A 14498-nucleotide genomic window follows, 5' to 3' on the forward strand; every position below is an offset into this window, starting at 1 on the left:
CATGAAACACACTTCAAACAAGAGAAAAAATCCGGTCTGATGGGCACTGGTGGCGTGGGCTTTACGATGGGCAGTTCAAAACTCAAACAGTCCAGCGACAGCAATGCCACCCCGAAAAAAGGCAGTACCGTGGCAACAGTGACGGCCATGTCACACTGTGCGCCGGGGAACAGGCTGCCCTGTATGGCAGCGATATTATCGCCGGCAAAGATATTAATATTGAAGTTAAAAAAGTCACTATCACGGCCACGAAAAACAACCATACCGAACTGAGCAAAACCGAGCAAAAATAGTCAGGTCTGACGCTGGCGTTGCCCGGTACGGTAGGCAGCGCTATTAACATGACCGTGCAAACAGCCAATGAAGCCAAAGATACCCAGGACAGCCGATTGCAGACACTGAAAATACGCTAAATAACCTGATATGAAGCTAAAATAGAGTTTGTCTTCCATCAACTCTTGTTGACTGATCTCTCACGAAAGGAAAAGGATTCTCATTTCACCGATATATATCACTCGTTATATACCCAATGGATTTCAAGATGGATCGCGACGGCAAGGGAGCGAATCCCCGGGAGCATAGAGAACTATGTGACCGGGGTGAGTAAGTGCAGCCAACTAAAGAGGCAACTTGAAAGATGACGGGTATACATCTGGCAGGATACCCTGAATTTAGGAAACTGCCAGATGAGCTGGTGTTTAATAGCAGAATCATCCTATACGAAAAGCAGATGGATCTAGTTGAAATTCTTTGTCAATTTCCAACTTTTTTAATATAGCGGGAAGAACCTGGTGAATCGTACGCATGCCAACCAGAAGTTCGTTCATATAAATGTCTGGATGGATACGTGAAGAATTAAGCCCTAAACTTTCTGCTTCGGCTTCGAGACCAAAATCGTCACCAGAATCATAAATTAACGCGAGCAGTTCTGCCCTGAGAGGAACACCAGCCCGAAACTCTTTATCTTTAACAATATTTATCCATTCTTCATAATATTTAATAACATTATATTTAAATTCTTTGTGTCCAAGAGCCAGTTTTGTATCAACCTCAATTTTACAGGCAGCCAGAGCAACCAAGCAGGACTCAATGTTTCCTGCATCTGTTTCAAATAAATCTAACTCTTCATCATAGATGAGATCAGAAATATAAGCAGCGTAGAAGCCATAAACATTATTAAGTGCATTGAAGGTTTTGTAGATGATATTAGCGTAATTATCCTTTTCTACTGCATCCCAGAATTCTTCATCTTCATCAACGTCCAGCTCTTCAGGGAATGACTTCGGCAGCTTTATCCCCATGTCTGTAAGTACGCTGGAAACTTTTAAACATAAGATCCATCTCGTCCTGCAAGGGGTAAGTAATATACCCAGTCTCTGCATTCTCATGAGCCATTCCAGCAAGACAGTATATGAGTTTTTGCCATTTAACAGCGTCTTCATAAGAACCCGCCCAGAGAATAAATTCAGGGTCCAGTTCACCTATCATTGCTACACCTCGGAGTTTTTTTTCCATATCCAGAGACATATGCTCACCCTTTTTCCATTTAGTGATCTGGGTGGGAGACACGCCAAGTTTGGGCTGAATTAAGGCGTCCTTTAGGACGTGGTAGATATCAATGCCCCCAAAGAGCATTCATTGGTACTGCAAATGTGTTCGGTATGTGGCTAATTGGCAGGCAATTGTTAGCTATGCTCTCGTCTAAATGCTGGTTTGTACAGCGTCTATTTGCTGGCTACTACATCGTCCAAATGCTGGTTTTGATAGCGTCTATTTGTTGGTTTCATTCCGTCATTTGTCGATTTCTGACGTTCTTACACATCGGTCAAAACTCTTCCCTTGGGCTTAAAGGCACGACTGTAACGAAAAACTAGGGTAATTGGAGGAATAAATCTAACAATATCAGACGGTAGAAGAATCGACGCCAGCGGACTTAAAAAGCTTACTGTAAAACTGTATTGGTGGGGAAGCCCCAATCTTGCATTCGCAAAACAGGGGCTTAATATCTTTCGCCTTACTGTCGGGGAACTGAGCACCATGACAAGATAGGAGAAGAACCGTCGACTAGCTACGCTTTGGAAGCTAATTCACAAGTAATGTTTAGCCACCAAGAATTTATTTGGATTTTATCACCTAAACGGCTTCCCCATTTTTATCGAAAAAGCATTCATGATTGAAATAACCGTTGCACATAAACTGGGCAGCAGTTGCGTAATAAAACCAAGAATAGTTCCGTTGTTTACCATGAAATGATGATGAGCCTCTCCTCCCATAGCAATTTGCATAAAGACAGAGTTTGTCAGGTAAGCATAAACCAAACCGCAAATCCCTGTAACCAACAGAAAGCTTATAAGCGTTGCAATCACCGACCCCACCCTCTGAGGTAATCTTCCCCTGATTGAATTGATGGTGAGCGCGGTCAGGCAACCCGGAGCAAAACCCCATCCCAAAAGATACCAAATAATCATTAACCCCTTCAGCGGGATGCTATGTGCCATCTCCAGAATATCAGCGCGCCACAATATAAGATTCAAACATGCAGCTAATACAGCCAGAAATACGGAAACGGCGAAACTATTAGGCAAAGTTAATTTCTTATCCACTAAAAAACCTTGAGACGAGCAAGGAATCTCGCACCTGTTACAGAATTAAGAAGAAAGCTGCCCAAAATGCCAGCAATGAGTGCAGCAGTGTATCCTTTAATCAGGAATAGCAACGGCATTTCTATTGAACCCCAATAATTCAGCCCCACGTTGTGGTCCAAGCCCCAACAAAGTGTTTGGCAAACACTGAATAACAGAGTGCTACTTACTGCGGTCATGATATAAGCGCCGGTACTTCCAGGCGCGAAACGTGCTGATACCAAGTAAGTCAACCCCCCAACGGCGGCCCCCATGCCAATACCACATAAACCAAGCGCCCATACGAGACGCCATACCAAAGGGCCATTATCGGGAAACAAAATAAGCCCCATTAAAAGAAATCCAGCCTCTGCGATAAAGCCCAAAGAAATAAATAGCTTAATCGTGCGTATAGCTCGTTTCTCACCTTCTGCCACCACATATTGCGGATCTAGTTCATTCACGATTCGAGTAGACATTTTTCATCTCCTGAATAGGTGTGTTAAATATCCGATGATGCCATTCAGTTTTATCTCTCCGAAGCAGACTACACACGCTGATGAATTGTATAAACAGAGTCGAACGTTATAGCAGAATGCTGTCAGAGCGAAAAAAATACTTTATAAAATATTTCGAAAAACGATTTTGGGTGTATTACTGATAATTCTTAATTATATAAATTATCAATCAATAATACCCAAGCAATAGATGAATAAAATTATTTAACAATGCAATCACATAAAAAAGTGATGTAATCACTATGGTATGAGGATGAAAATCTGTCAATGTGAAACAAGAAATTAATAAGACAACCCTGCATATGGGCTTTTTAATATTTTGATATTTCTTCTATTCCGCTTGAAAAAATATTCATAGCTTAATTAATGGGTTGCAACTTATTTTCCCTACCTGAAATATCGCAAAAACACAATAAATAGGCTCTAATATTGAGATTTGTAATAATATGAATATTCAAGCACGACACTATTTTAATTTTATAATTTGACAATAACTCTATACTTGGTTATTAATTTAATTAAGCAACTAACAAGGAAATTGTTTAATTATCTATATTTGGCTTCTATATAATCCATATCTATCAGGAGATATTTCATTACCATGAATAAGTCCGAGCAAAAATTTAATATCAACGAAAGTGTCATAAACGTAGATGGAAAAGAGGTAAAGTTCTTCATATCCCAACCTCTCGATCCAATTAAGAATAACGCCAAGAGAAATCCTATCGTCTTGGTACATGGCACTGGCGGCAGTACAGAGATACATTTCGGTTATCTCTTTCAACTGCTTGCCACGGAAAATCGAGTTATATCCCTAGATTTTTCTCAACCGGTAAAAGCAAACGAAACGCTTACCCTTGAACATCTTGAAAAACAGGTCGAAGCTGTTATTGAAGCAGCAGCGTTAGGAGAACCTGTCACACTAATAGGTTACTCGTTGGGAGCTGTCGTTACTGCTTCTGTTGCCGCTAAGCGTCAGGATTTGGTTTGTAATTTGGTTCTGATCGCAGGATGGATGAAAACAGATTTACAGATAGAACGATTTTTATCTGTCTGGCGTCAGTTATATGAGATCCAATCACCAGCTATTGCAGACTTTGTGATGTTTTGCGCTTTCAGCTCTCCCAATCATGTAAATATGCTTCCAGATCAGTTTGCAATCAGCTTCGACAATGCCATACCAGGGGAATTTGAAGCGTTACAAATGGACCTTAATGGCCGGGTCGATATCACTCAAATTGTTCCTACGATAAAAGCTACCACACTGATTATTGGCTGTACGCATGATCAAATGACGCCCATCCGCCACAGCAAAGCTCTGTTTGGCGCAATTCAGGATGCACGCTTTACAGAGATAGAGTGTGGACATGCGGTCGTTTATGAGCGTCCTGCGCAGTTAATGCAGGTTATTGACCAATTCTGCGCGAACCCTTCGTTTTATCCTGCTGGAACCATAATCCCTTCAGACCTGCCATAATCCCTTTGATTTTCTGGAGAGCTATAGCAGGCATTGCTTTATCAAGGATTATGGGGAACTTTTAGCGGTCAAGTTGACACTCAGTAATTTTGAAACGGCAAAGGGTTTGTCTCTCAAATTCAAACCTCTTGCCGATGCCAATAATTACAATGACTTTAGAACGGTTTAGTCGGTAAATACTTCCCATCCAGCGTAATTACAGCACGTGAACCGCCATTAGGATCATCGACCTTTTTGATATCAAGTTTAAAGTCAATCGCACTGATAATGCCATCACCAAACTTCTCGTGGACAAGCGCCTTAAGCGTTGAACCGTAAACTTGCACCATTTCATAGAATCGGTAAATAGTCGGATCTGTCGGTACACCTCCGGGGATACTACCGCGTACAGGGATAGTTTGCAGCAGAAGGAAGGCATCTTCGTCCAGTTCAAGTCGGTCAACCACAATCCTCGCAGCATCAGCGGGCAAAGGATGTTGGCCGAGCAGTGCAGCAGTGACGAATGCAAGGCTCAGACCGGTACCTTGTGCAATATCCTCAAACGTCAAATTTTTGTGTGTTTTGGCGTCGATGATAGCATCGGTCAGGGCCTGACGGGGAGTTTGGGAGTATTGAGATTGTGTCATAATGATTCCTTTGGATTAATAAGCTATTTAAATGCCGTGGTGAAACACGGATTGCGTTGCAGAAACATGCGGATAGTCCGCAAGCGAAACAAATTGGCCGACCAAGCCGTCTAGAGCATCGATCGAACCAGCCTCTATGTCGTAAATCCAGCCGTGTAGATTCAAATGCCCCTGTTCCAGTCCGAGTGCCACGGACGGATGGGTTTTGATATTAGCAATTTGAGCGATTACGTTTTCACGCACCATCGAATCAATTTGAGCAGTCTCGTTAACGTGCGCACGTGCCTGATTAATCGCTTTGGCACAATCCGCATAGCGTAACCAGTTTGTAATCGCGGGCAGGTGATCCATACATTTACAGCTTGCAATCGTGGTCATGGCACCACAATCTGAATGTCCGCAGATCACAATGTCGGTGACTCCAAGCACAGCAACCGCATACTCAACAGTAGCGGAAACACCGCCAGATTCTGCACCGTACGACGGAACGATGTTACCCGCATTGCGTATCACGAACAGATCACCTGGCTCACTCTGAGTCAAAAGCTCTGGAACCACACGGCTGTCGGAGCACGCAATAAACAAAGTACGCGGATTTTGGCTGGTGGCAAGCCGCTTGAAAAGCTCGCAACGCTTTGGAAATACCTCGCGCTGGAATTGTAAAAAGCCTTCAATAATATCCTGCATGTCTTCACTCCATCGTGATCGATAAGAAAGCGGATGGATAAAGAATGAACGAGTTTATCTATAGCGTCAAAGATCGGATTACTATCATCGCTATAGTATTTTCCAATAGTTCATTGCTGTTCTGCGGCGACGTATTTGTTAATAATCCAGTAGTCACCTCTTTTTGTTTCAAGCACTAGCGTACAGAACAACAAACCAGCGTTGACATGTTCAAGAAGCCCTTATAGTCTTCACTCCATCGTGGCCGATAAGACAGCTAACAGGTGAAGAATGAACGAATTTTTCTATAGTCTCAAAGCTCAGGATGTCATTACTTCCATATTATTTTCAAATAGTTAATTGATATGCTGCTGCGACATATTCGTTATCTGCTGGCAGTTGCCGAACATCAGAACTTCACACGCGCGGCAGAAGAACTTCACATCTCACAACCAACCTTATCGCAACAAATCAGACAACTTGAAGAGTCACTGCATGTGCAACTGTTCGATCGCTCTGGAAGGAGTGTGCGACTCACTGACGCTGGCGAGGTATACACAAGTTACGCCCGTCGTGCATTGCAGGATCTGGATGCTGGTCAGCGTGCGATTCATGATGTACAGGATTTAAGCCGTGGGTTGCTCAGGCTAGCTATGACACCCACCTTCACCACTTACTTCATCGGCCATTGGGTAGAGCGTTTCAATGCACTCTATCCAGAAATTGCTTTGAATATCAAGGAAATGACGCAAGATCAAATAGAAGTCTCTTTAGCGGAGAATCAACTCGATCTCGGTATCGCGTTCTCAGACGTACGCTCCCCCGACATTGATAGCGAACCATTGTTCATCGAAACACTCAGCCTGATCGTTGGTCAATCGCATCGATTTATTGGTCAACAAACATCATTGACGGCGAAAATGTTGGAACATGAAGGGCTAGCGCTACTAAGTAAAGACTTTGCAACGCGAAGCCATATTGATTTGTACTTCCAGAAACAGGGGATCACCCCACGCATTGCAATTGAGGCCAACTCAATCAGTGCAATCGTAGAAATTGTCCGTCGAGGGCGACTCGCAACTCTGTTACCTGATGTCATAGCCCACGAACAGACCGGGCTCTATTCCATTGCAATTCGACCTACGTTACCGCAACGCAATGCAGTACTGTTGTGGCGCCGTGGTGCATATCGAAGCGCGGCAAGCCAAGCGTTTGCCAATCTGATCACACACCATTTCGATGTACACCAAGAAAGTGACGATTTCTGATAAATAGAAAACACATCGCGTCTGGCGGCTTCCCTTCCGTATTAGGACAGCCAATTCGTAAGCTTGTTTCTAATGTAATCAGATGAAAGGCGCTCCTGCTCTAAACGTGAAGATTGGAACCGGCCAGAAATGAGATCATTAAACAACTTTGCTTCATCCTCATTTAGCAATGTAGGATTAGATTCAACTGGATTTGGTTCAGGAACCATTCTATCTTCATGAGCTTTAACAGTTTTAACATCCATCATCAGAGGCTCAATATCCATAAACTTGTTTCTGGCATCACTGAGAATAGATAAACCCCAAGTATCAATATCTCCCCAATACCCTACACGCTTACCTTTCAACCAAGCTGCATCCATCCAAGCAATGTTTTTCCCCCCGCCGATCACCGCTATCGTGTCAGACATTTCGGGTAATGCTAAACCAGACTGTAAGTTTTCAACTATTAATATATTCGATGCCGGAAGTTCATGCCTTCTAAGTAATTCGCTAGGTATTTGTAGTATCGGCATTCCCCCAAGCGCAACAGTTGCAGCACGGCAAAGCGGCCTGATAGTTAACCAGCCTTTAGGATTTATTGAACATCCCAACCAAGCGATAAGACCACCTGATACCGAAACAGCTCCCTTGTGAATGATATCGGCCAGCTCTTCGATCAGGATTTGGTGGTTCTCAAGAAACTTAGTATCAATCCCAATGAGTGGCAGTGCTCTTAAATATTGTCCTTCGCCTAAGCCCTGCTTTAATTGTGGTAGCAATTTTGCTAATAATTCCGCATCTCTCAACGAGAGTTTTTCCACAATATCTATACATTTCACCAATGCAGGATAGAGATCTTTATCAATCCGCAAAAATGGCTTCATATTTCTTTCCCATACCTTACTTCGGGAAAGGGCATCATTCCCTAAAAATTGAATCAAATGTTGCATCGATTCAATGACAACAAAAGTTGGAATGCGTTGTTCAGATAATTCCCTGAAATTCTTAGAAGACCACTCCACAACATCTTGATAGGGAAATGATCTCCACTCATCAATAAACCGTTGAAAATGAGCGATATCTAATATGGCAGAATTCCCTTTGGGTGGTTTTAATCCAACGCGAATAGGAAATGCCCTGTTGCCCAGTAGCCGGTCTTTTAGTGAGGAACGGTTATCCCACTCACGCTGCCTAATGATGCTCTTAACTTGCGCTGGCAATAACCCCCAACGCACCTCATACTGCCCTTTTTTCATGTCAACTTCTCAAACTCGATCCCCAGATCAGCAGCCTCATCAGACAACTTTTTCTCCTTCTCTTCGCCCATTCTCCGGTCAATCTCTTCCCAAGTCACTTCACATAAATGGCTGTCATGGTTTTCCTGGTCTCTTTCCGCAATGAGTAGTGAGCGAGCCGATTCTCTTGCCAGATTCAAGTTCTTATAAGGCGTGATCAAATTAACGTGAATGTGGAGCTCTCGAAATACTCGGAGCACCCGCCGACTTACTGTTTCAGCCGTATTTGAGAATGCTTCGTCCAAGAAAACAGTACAGTAAACCGGTCGATCATAACCATCTGGCGTCAAAACATAGGCCAAACTTGCCGCGACAATAGTCGCCGCAAATGACTCTTTCTCTCCACCTGACTTTCCACTGGATGATTCCAATACATCACGAATCTCACCGGTATTACTATCCAACTCTTCGGCATAAAATGACATCTGATAACGAGGATCAAGCAACCTTAAGCTTTCCAATGTATTTGAGGAACCTGGCGCACTTGCTTTCCCAAGTATTTCAACTACTTTAGCCAATTGACGGAACCGCGCTTCATGGTCATCACTGGTTACCTGACTAAGCACCTTACGCAAATGCTGTTCAAACTCATTAACATGCGGGAATTTCTCTCTCTTTGAACCTAGCTTTAAGTGTGTCCCTGATCGAAACTCGGTACGCTTGAGGACCCGGTTAATGATATCAATCCGCTCAAGGATATCTTCCCGTTCAGATTCAAGCTTAGTTTTAATCCGCGCTAGCGACTGCGTTGCATGCTTATTCAAACGTTCAATAAACTGTTCCACAAGGTTGGGAAGCCCTTCTTCTTCCAGTTGTCGTAAATGATTAAGATAATCAGGCAGGCTGCCAATATTACTTTGCCAATCAACCGTGAAGACTTGCCATTTATCGTTAGACCTGAATGAGACCATAATGCTGATGGCTGACCTTTCCGCCCTGTCTTTACTGTTTCGGCTAATATCTAACAAACGCTCCAAATCTTCTTCAACCTTGGACACCAATTCAGACATCTGGCTTAAATCGTTTGTACTAAGCACTCCAACCCGAAGAGCAAGTAATTGTCTGGCTGAATCAGGTAATCCTTTTGATGCTTTTGCCTGCGCTTTGCTCCATTCCTCTTTTGCATTTTTCAGCGTATTTTTAACGCCGCCAGAATCAGAATTGAGCTGATTTAATACCGATTGGATTTGAACTAACTGCTCTTTAGCCGATTCCCAACGCTCTCTGGCCTTATCAAGATCACCACCTGACTGCTCCAATACCTTAAGGTCAGCCTGCAAATCCGAAAGCTTTTCATGCCAATAAGGAGCGTTGATATCATCCCAACAGTAACTTTGGATCTTCTCCCAGAGTATTTTACGATCAGAAACAGTATTCAAATCTTGGCGGGCCTGACTCACCTTTTTCTCGGTTTCCGCCAATTGCAGAGTTAACTCTTTTTTATCGTTATTAAGAATGGCTAAACGTGATTTGTTTGAAAAACCCAAGCACCAGCGTCTTCTGTCATCTATTCGGTGTTGATCTTTTTTCTCAAAGCGCCCCTTATCCATGTGCATTAACCCCTGTTGTGTCATCGAAAACGGGGTCTTATCCAATTCTTCCGTATTCGAGACACATTGCAGGTCAAATCGCTGCAAATAATGCTTGAGCCACTCTTGATAAGGGTGAGTACGCCATACCAGTTTCTTTAAATAGCCATTAGGCTTAAACTCCGCCGAATGACCCCGGTTAATCGCAGAATCATTCACAACTTGAACACGGACATGTAAACCTGTATGCCGGACGTTTAACCAGCGAGTCACCATCGAATAACAATGATGTGGCACAGCAAGCGTTGTTCGTAACCCGCCTAACGCCCTCTCTATCGCGCCTTGCCAGATTTTTTCACTATCTTCGACGTCGATAAGCTCACCAATAAATACGCATTGGTCTTTACTTAATTCTAAGGAATTAACCAGTTCATCCCGCAGTTGCTGATATTTCACATCGATATTGGAATCCGGCCTTGCCTCGATTTCCCGGATTTCCTGAGAGATATCATGGATATTGGCTTGTAGCTCACTGAATTTAGCACTGATGGCGGCAAACTTGTCCTGATACTCTTCCTCGTCTCGTTGAATACTGGCAAGTCTGGCTGATGCCGCGGATTGATTTTTAAGAAATACAGCCTCCTCTAATACCGAAGGCAGAGACAGCTCATTAACATGAGTTTGATATTGCGATGAATTCCTAACCACCCGATTCAACTGAGTTTGGGTATGACCAATTTCCTTTCGAAGCGACTCTATTTTATCCCCACCAAACTGAAGGTATTCCTCATGCCTTCTCTCAACCAACTTATCCGCATCTGTTTTCTGCTCTTCCGCTTGCTTAATTTCAAAGAGTAGTGCTTCGAGTTCAGACTCAATATCGGCAATTTTTTCGCTCCACAGTTGCGCGAAGACTTCCCCAAAGTAAACCGGAAGACTATTTTTTTCGGCCGTTAATTCTTCAAATTCTCTCATCGTTTTTTCGATAATTGAGCTAAGTTCAGGTAACTTAGACAAGTGCATTTTTTGCGCTCTTGCATCCACTAATTGACTATGAATTGCCACCAAATCAGCAAACTCTTCCACGACCTTTTTAGCATCATCTTTAACTGTGCTCGGCTCAAGTACCAACTCACGAATCAACCCAGTTAAATCATCAATTTTTTTTAGACCTAACGCCCGCGACAACAATGCAGGCGCATTCTTATTGTCCATATACAAAAGCTTTCGGTACAACTCCTGATAATCAGAAAAATTATCATCACAGCACGTAATCGCCGGGTCATCACGCAGCCATTGCTTGAATGCCCGGGCATTACCATCGCCAAAAGCATTGAGCATTTCCTTAAGCGTCAGGTCTCTTTTGGCAACAACATAAACTCGCGTCACATCCGCCAGCACATTCGTCGATTTAGTAATCCAGAAAAGTGCCGCAAGCGTGATTTTTGAACCATCATCACCCTGATATAAAGCTCTAAGCCCGGTCACTACGCCAAACTCACGCTTACTTCTGACCCTCGTCCCCGCTCCGTCATGGGCAGATCCAAAACTTCCCCGCATATAGGAAAGTAAAGTCCGGTCAGAACGATCACCCTGAGCCGCGGCCACATTAAAAGTTGCCTTTCCGGCAGGAAGCAGCAGAGCCATAAGGCCATCAATAAACGTCGATTTCCCGGCGCCATTATCTCCAGTGACCAGCGTTCCCATAGGATCGATCAACGCGGTATGCAAGCCATTAAATGACCCCCAGTTATAAACTGAGAGTTCAGCTAATCTGATTTGACCAACGTGAAATAATGAATTAGCCGAAAGAGTTTGATCAGTCATTTTCATCTCCTGTCTATTCCTCTTCATCTTGATAATCAACAGCGTCGCCGCCATTTTTATTTAGCTCAATACCCTTCTCTCTCGCCATTTTCAGGTATTCATTAAGCATGCTTTCAAGAAATTCAGCGCTGACTACATAGCGGATCACCGGCGTAATCTCGAAGCGATCTTCGCTTCCCCGGACCGAACTCAATATTTTTTTCGTCACCATTTTATCAAGAGCGCCCTTGAGTTTTCTCCGGTCAGATTTAGTACTGTTTGTCAGCGGTAAAAACGGCGTCAGATGGGATTCTATACGTTCAATATCAATGATAATCCTTTGTTCTCCCGATGTTTCCCGGTCTTGATAGTGTTTACGCAGCACTAACAGCAACAATGTATCGTATAAAGAGAGCGTCCTTCGGCTAATCAGAGAGACAACCTCGTCATCATCTATACCCAATGATTCAGTATCTTCCTCATTTTGAAAGCCAGCTATAAAGGCAACACCTGCTTTTTCATCCAAAACTAACTTCAAATAGACTTCTGATAGATGTTTGCGTACAGCAGATTGGTATCGACAAAGTAATTCAAACAGTTTAGCTTTCTGCGAAGACAAAATAACGCCCTGACGCAATAAGCTAACCAGTACCCGACGCGCATCAGGCGGCATATCACTGTTTGAGTTCTCAGCCTGCTCACTGACTAATACATTATCAACGTCACAGGATGGGCTTTGATTGACAACCGAAAAAGCAACATCAGATTCAACGCCGGCTGTATCTGTAAGCGGGTTATACTCTGATTGCGTATGGTGTTTTATCAACTGATCGAAGAACCCTGTTTTCTGTTCTTCTTGAGGATCAGAATTAGACTTCCCAAGGGTAGCGAGGATGCCATTATCTTTATTCAACTTCTTACCTTTGTGCATTTCAACCCTCACTATATAAATCTACAGCCACTTTCTCTTCACCATTTAAAGAACCAATTCATCCAAACTGTCAGGAAACAGGTCGGCACTCAACAGAAAAGTAGGTATAGACGCCCGCAAGCGAACTCCCCGTTTATCGCTGATTTCAATTGATTCTTTTCCTTCCAATGATGCAGCCCCGACAGATTTCGCCACCCGCAAATAGGCAACTAACTCCTCCAACCCTGAATTAAGTGGGTGATAATTTGCAACAGATGCAATCGTCATTGGGCCAAACTCTTTTAACGTTGCTAATGTTCTCTCAGCGATTAATCGAATTTGAACAACATCAAGACAATCCAGCATCTGCATACTCGGTTCTCGAGAGTTGATCTGTTCTTCAGCACCTGAAGTATCTAGTTTTTCATCAGGTGATTTAAGCAGCATGCTTTCAGGAGAGCTAATACTTGCCGCGCCAACAGGCAGTGACAGAGTTGTCGCCGTTTGCAAGTCATAACCTGAGTTCCTCAATTCAACGGCGAGTCGTTCCAATTGACCAAGCAATCTATCAACAGCACGATTTTCTTGAGCAGTGCCACTCTCTATATAAGCACGCAAACTCTCTTCCGTTCTTCGCCTGATTTGAAAAACTCTGTCACTCTCGCGGCTCAGTTCCCTCATGAGCTGATTTAAAAACTGTCGTTGCTGGGTAGTCAAATGTTCTGCTGCGGGACGATTTAAAATGCTTCGAAGTTGATCCCGCAGTTCCATTGTTCTATTTTGATCACATAACAAATCAAAGAAACTTTCAAACGCACTACCCGCATCCGTTTTCGCCAATAGCGCTTCTTTTTCTAAAACAGAGAGAAGAACATCCCCTCTGGTGGAATCTCCTTCAATAATTTGAATGCGAATTTCCTGATCCAGTTGACGAATTTCATCTTCAACACGACGAAAATCACCCGTTAAAACAGAGGCCAATTGGTAGATCTCACGAATTCTCTCCCGCTGCTCAAGCTCGGTCAGTTCAAGCACCACGCCAGCTCTCAGGGCATCAATCTCTCTTTGGATTTCAGCTTTTCTATGTTCCAAAAGCGTGACACGCTCATCAATATTTGGGCTAATAGCCACCGCAAATTCTCTGACCGCTTCTTGAACAATTCGAAGATGAGACGCGGTGGTTCCTGTACTGCGTTCATCAAGCCCCTGACTAAAACGAAGTGCAACTTCACTGGCATCCGTTTTGGTTAACATGTCGTCCATCTCACGCAACCAGCCTTCCCGAATCCATTTATTAAGATACGTACCCGCTCCCGTTTCAGTTTCCCAAAGACCAAGTTCACGACAGCGTACCAGTTCTGCATCAAGTGACACACGGGCACGACTAAAAGGGACTTCACTCTCCTCAGAAAACAACTCCCCCAGAAACGCCAAAATTAAAGGGGAATTATCGGCTCTTAACAGTTTCCAGGCGGCACTTTCCTGAAATAGACGGCGATACTTTGCCTGTAACCCTTGGAAATTCAACTCGCCTCCCTCTGTGTGGTAACAAGTAAAAAGCTACCACCAAGAATTTTGTATAATTTACAATCGAATAAAAACCATATCATCACATTTTTTTATTATGTCAACACAAATTACTGACTTTTATAACTATTAAGCGCTGTGACCAATGGGAAAATTAAGCTTATAAAGCCACCTATTTTGTGAAGAGTAGCAGCAAGACGATAACGAAAAACAAAGAGTGATAATGTAGGAATATAATAAGGAGATAAATAATGCCTCAATTATCATCAGCAA

General features: G+C 43.3%; 14 protein-coding genes. 2 read left to right on the forward strand and 12 right to left on the reverse strand.

Going from position 1 to position 14498, the window contains the following annotated elements; genetic code table 11:
- The 6 genes from BA1DRAFT_RS24060 to BA1DRAFT_RS12110 form a co-directional block, all read right to left on the reverse strand.
- The coding region (locus BA1DRAFT_RS24060; protein WP_036779400.1) for a hypothetical protein at positions 1 to 263 on the reverse strand (263 nt) is incomplete at its 3' end.
- 30 nt (positions 264 to 293) lie between these two features.
- Positions 294 to 452: a hypothetical protein gene (locus tag BA1DRAFT_RS23550; protein WP_160170006.1), complete on the reverse strand. Its 159-nt coding sequence runs from the start codon at positions 450 to 452 to the stop codon at positions 294 to 296.
- A gap of 258 nt (positions 453 to 710) precedes the next feature.
- Positions 711 to 1301 (reverse strand): hypothetical protein, encoded by a 591-nt coding sequence (locus tag BA1DRAFT_RS12100; RefSeq protein WP_235201077.1) that lies wholly within the window; start codon positions 1299 to 1301, stop codon positions 711 to 713.
- The gene (locus tag BA1DRAFT_RS24065) at positions 1270 to 1527 is read right to left on the reverse strand and encodes a hypothetical protein (protein WP_235201079.1); all 258 of its coding nucleotides are present in this window, start codon (positions 1525 to 1527) and stop codon (positions 1270 to 1272) included. Before BA1DRAFT_RS24065 ends, BA1DRAFT_RS12100 begins: the two co-directional genes overlap by 32 nt.
- A 602-nt stretch (positions 1528 to 2129) precedes the next feature.
- Entirely contained in the window at positions 2130 to 2603 is a 474-nt protein-coding gene (locus BA1DRAFT_RS12105; protein ID WP_036779402.1) for a hypothetical protein, read from the reverse strand.
- Positions 2603 to 3100, reverse strand: coding sequence for a hypothetical protein (locus BA1DRAFT_RS12110; protein ID WP_036779404.1), 498 nt, complete (start codon positions 3098 to 3100; stop codon positions 2603 to 2605). The genes BA1DRAFT_RS12105 and BA1DRAFT_RS12110 overlap by 1 nt, the downstream gene beginning before the upstream one ends.
- Before the next feature lie 640 nt (positions 3101 to 3740).
- Here BA1DRAFT_RS12110 and BA1DRAFT_RS12115 point away from each other — a divergent pair.
- Complete coding sequence (locus tag BA1DRAFT_RS12115) at positions 3741 to 4616, forward strand: alpha/beta fold hydrolase (RefSeq protein WP_051560769.1); 876 nt, start codon at positions 3741 to 3743, stop codon at positions 4614 to 4616.
- 155 nt (positions 4617 to 4771) lie between these two features.
- On the opposite strand, the gene cynS is transcribed toward BA1DRAFT_RS12115, so the two are convergent.
- On the reverse strand, positions 4772 to 5242 hold the full coding sequence (gene cynS / locus BA1DRAFT_RS12120; RefSeq protein ID WP_036779406.1) for a cyanase: 471 nt from the start codon (positions 5240 to 5242) through the stop codon (positions 4772 to 4774).
- 27 nt (positions 5243 to 5269) lie between these two features.
- On the reverse strand, positions 5270 to 5929 hold the full coding sequence (locus BA1DRAFT_RS12125; RefSeq protein WP_036779408.1) for a carbonic anhydrase: 660 nt from the start codon (positions 5927 to 5929) through the stop codon (positions 5270 to 5272).
- Between the two features lie 344 nt (positions 5930 to 6273).
- On the opposite strand from BA1DRAFT_RS12125, the gene cynR reads away from it, so the two are divergent.
- On the forward strand, positions 6274 to 7176 hold the full coding sequence (cynR, locus tag BA1DRAFT_RS12130; protein WP_036779410.1) for a transcriptional regulator CynR: 903 nt from the start codon (positions 6274 to 6276) through the stop codon (positions 7174 to 7176).
- Positions 7177 to 7217: 41 nt separating this feature from the next.
- Here the strand turns inward: cynR and BA1DRAFT_RS12135 are convergent, their stop codons facing one another.
- The 4 genes from BA1DRAFT_RS12135 to BA1DRAFT_RS12150 are packed head-to-tail and all read right to left on the reverse strand — an operon-like array spanning position 7218 to position 14225.
- Positions 7218 to 8414, reverse strand: a complete 1197-nt coding sequence (locus BA1DRAFT_RS12135) for a Wadjet anti-phage system protein JetD domain-containing protein (RefSeq protein WP_036779412.1) — start codon at positions 8412 to 8414, stop codon at positions 7218 to 7220.
- A complete protein-coding gene (locus BA1DRAFT_RS12140; protein ID WP_036779414.1) occupies positions 8411 to 11809 on the reverse strand; it encodes an ATP-binding protein in 3399 nt (1132 codons plus the stop codon). Before BA1DRAFT_RS12140 ends, BA1DRAFT_RS12135 begins: the two co-directional genes overlap by 4 nt.
- 13 nt (positions 11810 to 11822) lie before the next feature.
- Positions 11823 to 12719 carry a DUF4194 domain-containing protein gene (locus BA1DRAFT_RS12145; RefSeq protein ID WP_051560770.1) on the reverse strand — a complete coding sequence of 299 codons (897 nt, stop codon included), beginning with the start codon at positions 12717 to 12719 and terminating at the stop codon, positions 11823 to 11825.
- A 45-nt stretch (positions 12720 to 12764) separates the two neighbouring features.
- Positions 12765 to 14225: a DUF3375 domain-containing protein gene (locus BA1DRAFT_RS12150; protein ID WP_036779416.1), complete on the reverse strand. Its 1461-nt coding sequence runs from the start codon at positions 14223 to 14225 to the stop codon at positions 12765 to 12767.
- Positions 14226 to 14498 lie beyond the last annotated feature (273 nt).

It is taken from the genome of Photorhabdus aegyptia, from assembly GCF_000612035.1.
Classification (GTDB): Bacteria; Pseudomonadota; Gammaproteobacteria; order Enterobacterales; family Enterobacteriaceae; genus Photorhabdus; species Photorhabdus akhurstii.

Excerpts from the sequence above, each read along its gene's own strand:
- BA1DRAFT_RS23550 (WP_160170006.1), bottom strand. The coding sequence starts at position 452 with ATGGAAGACAAACTCTATTTTAGCTTCATATCAGGTTATTTAGCGTAT.
- BA1DRAFT_RS12100 (WP_235201077.1), bottom strand. The coding sequence starts at position 1,301 with ATGGGGATAAAGCTGCCGAAGTCATTCCCTGAAGAGCTGGACGTTGAT.
- BA1DRAFT_RS24065 (WP_235201079.1), bottom strand. The coding sequence starts at position 1,527 with ATGTCTCTGGATATGGAAAAAAAACTCCGAGGTGTAGCAATGATAGGT.
- BA1DRAFT_RS12110 (WP_036779404.1), bottom strand. The coding sequence starts at position 3,100 with ATGTCTACTCGAATCGTGAATGAACTAGATCCGCAATATGTGGTGGCA.
- BA1DRAFT_RS12115 (WP_051560769.1), top strand. The coding sequence starts at position 3,741 with ATGAATAAGTCCGAGCAAAAATTTAATATCAACGAAAGTGTCATAAAC.
- cynS (WP_036779406.1), bottom strand. The coding sequence starts at position 5,242 with ATGACACAATCTCAATACTCCCAAACTCCCCGTCAGGCCCTGACCGAT.
- BA1DRAFT_RS12125 (WP_036779408.1), bottom strand. The coding sequence starts at position 5,929 with ATGCAGGATATTATTGAAGGCTTTTTACAATTCCAGCGCGAGGTATTT.
- cynR (WP_036779410.1), top strand. The coding sequence starts at position 6,274 with ATGCTGCTGCGACATATTCGTTATCTGCTGGCAGTTGCCGAACATCAG.
- BA1DRAFT_RS12135 (WP_036779412.1), bottom strand. The coding sequence starts at position 8,414 with ATGAAAAAAGGGCAGTATGAGGTGCGTTGGGGGTTATTGCCAGCGCAA.
- BA1DRAFT_RS12140 (WP_036779414.1), bottom strand. The coding sequence starts at position 11,809 with ATGACTGATCAAACTCTTTCGGCTAATTCATTATTTCACGTTGGTCAA.
- BA1DRAFT_RS12145 (WP_051560770.1), bottom strand. The coding sequence starts at position 12,719 with ATGCACAAAGGTAAGAAGTTGAATAAAGATAATGGCATCCTCGCTACC.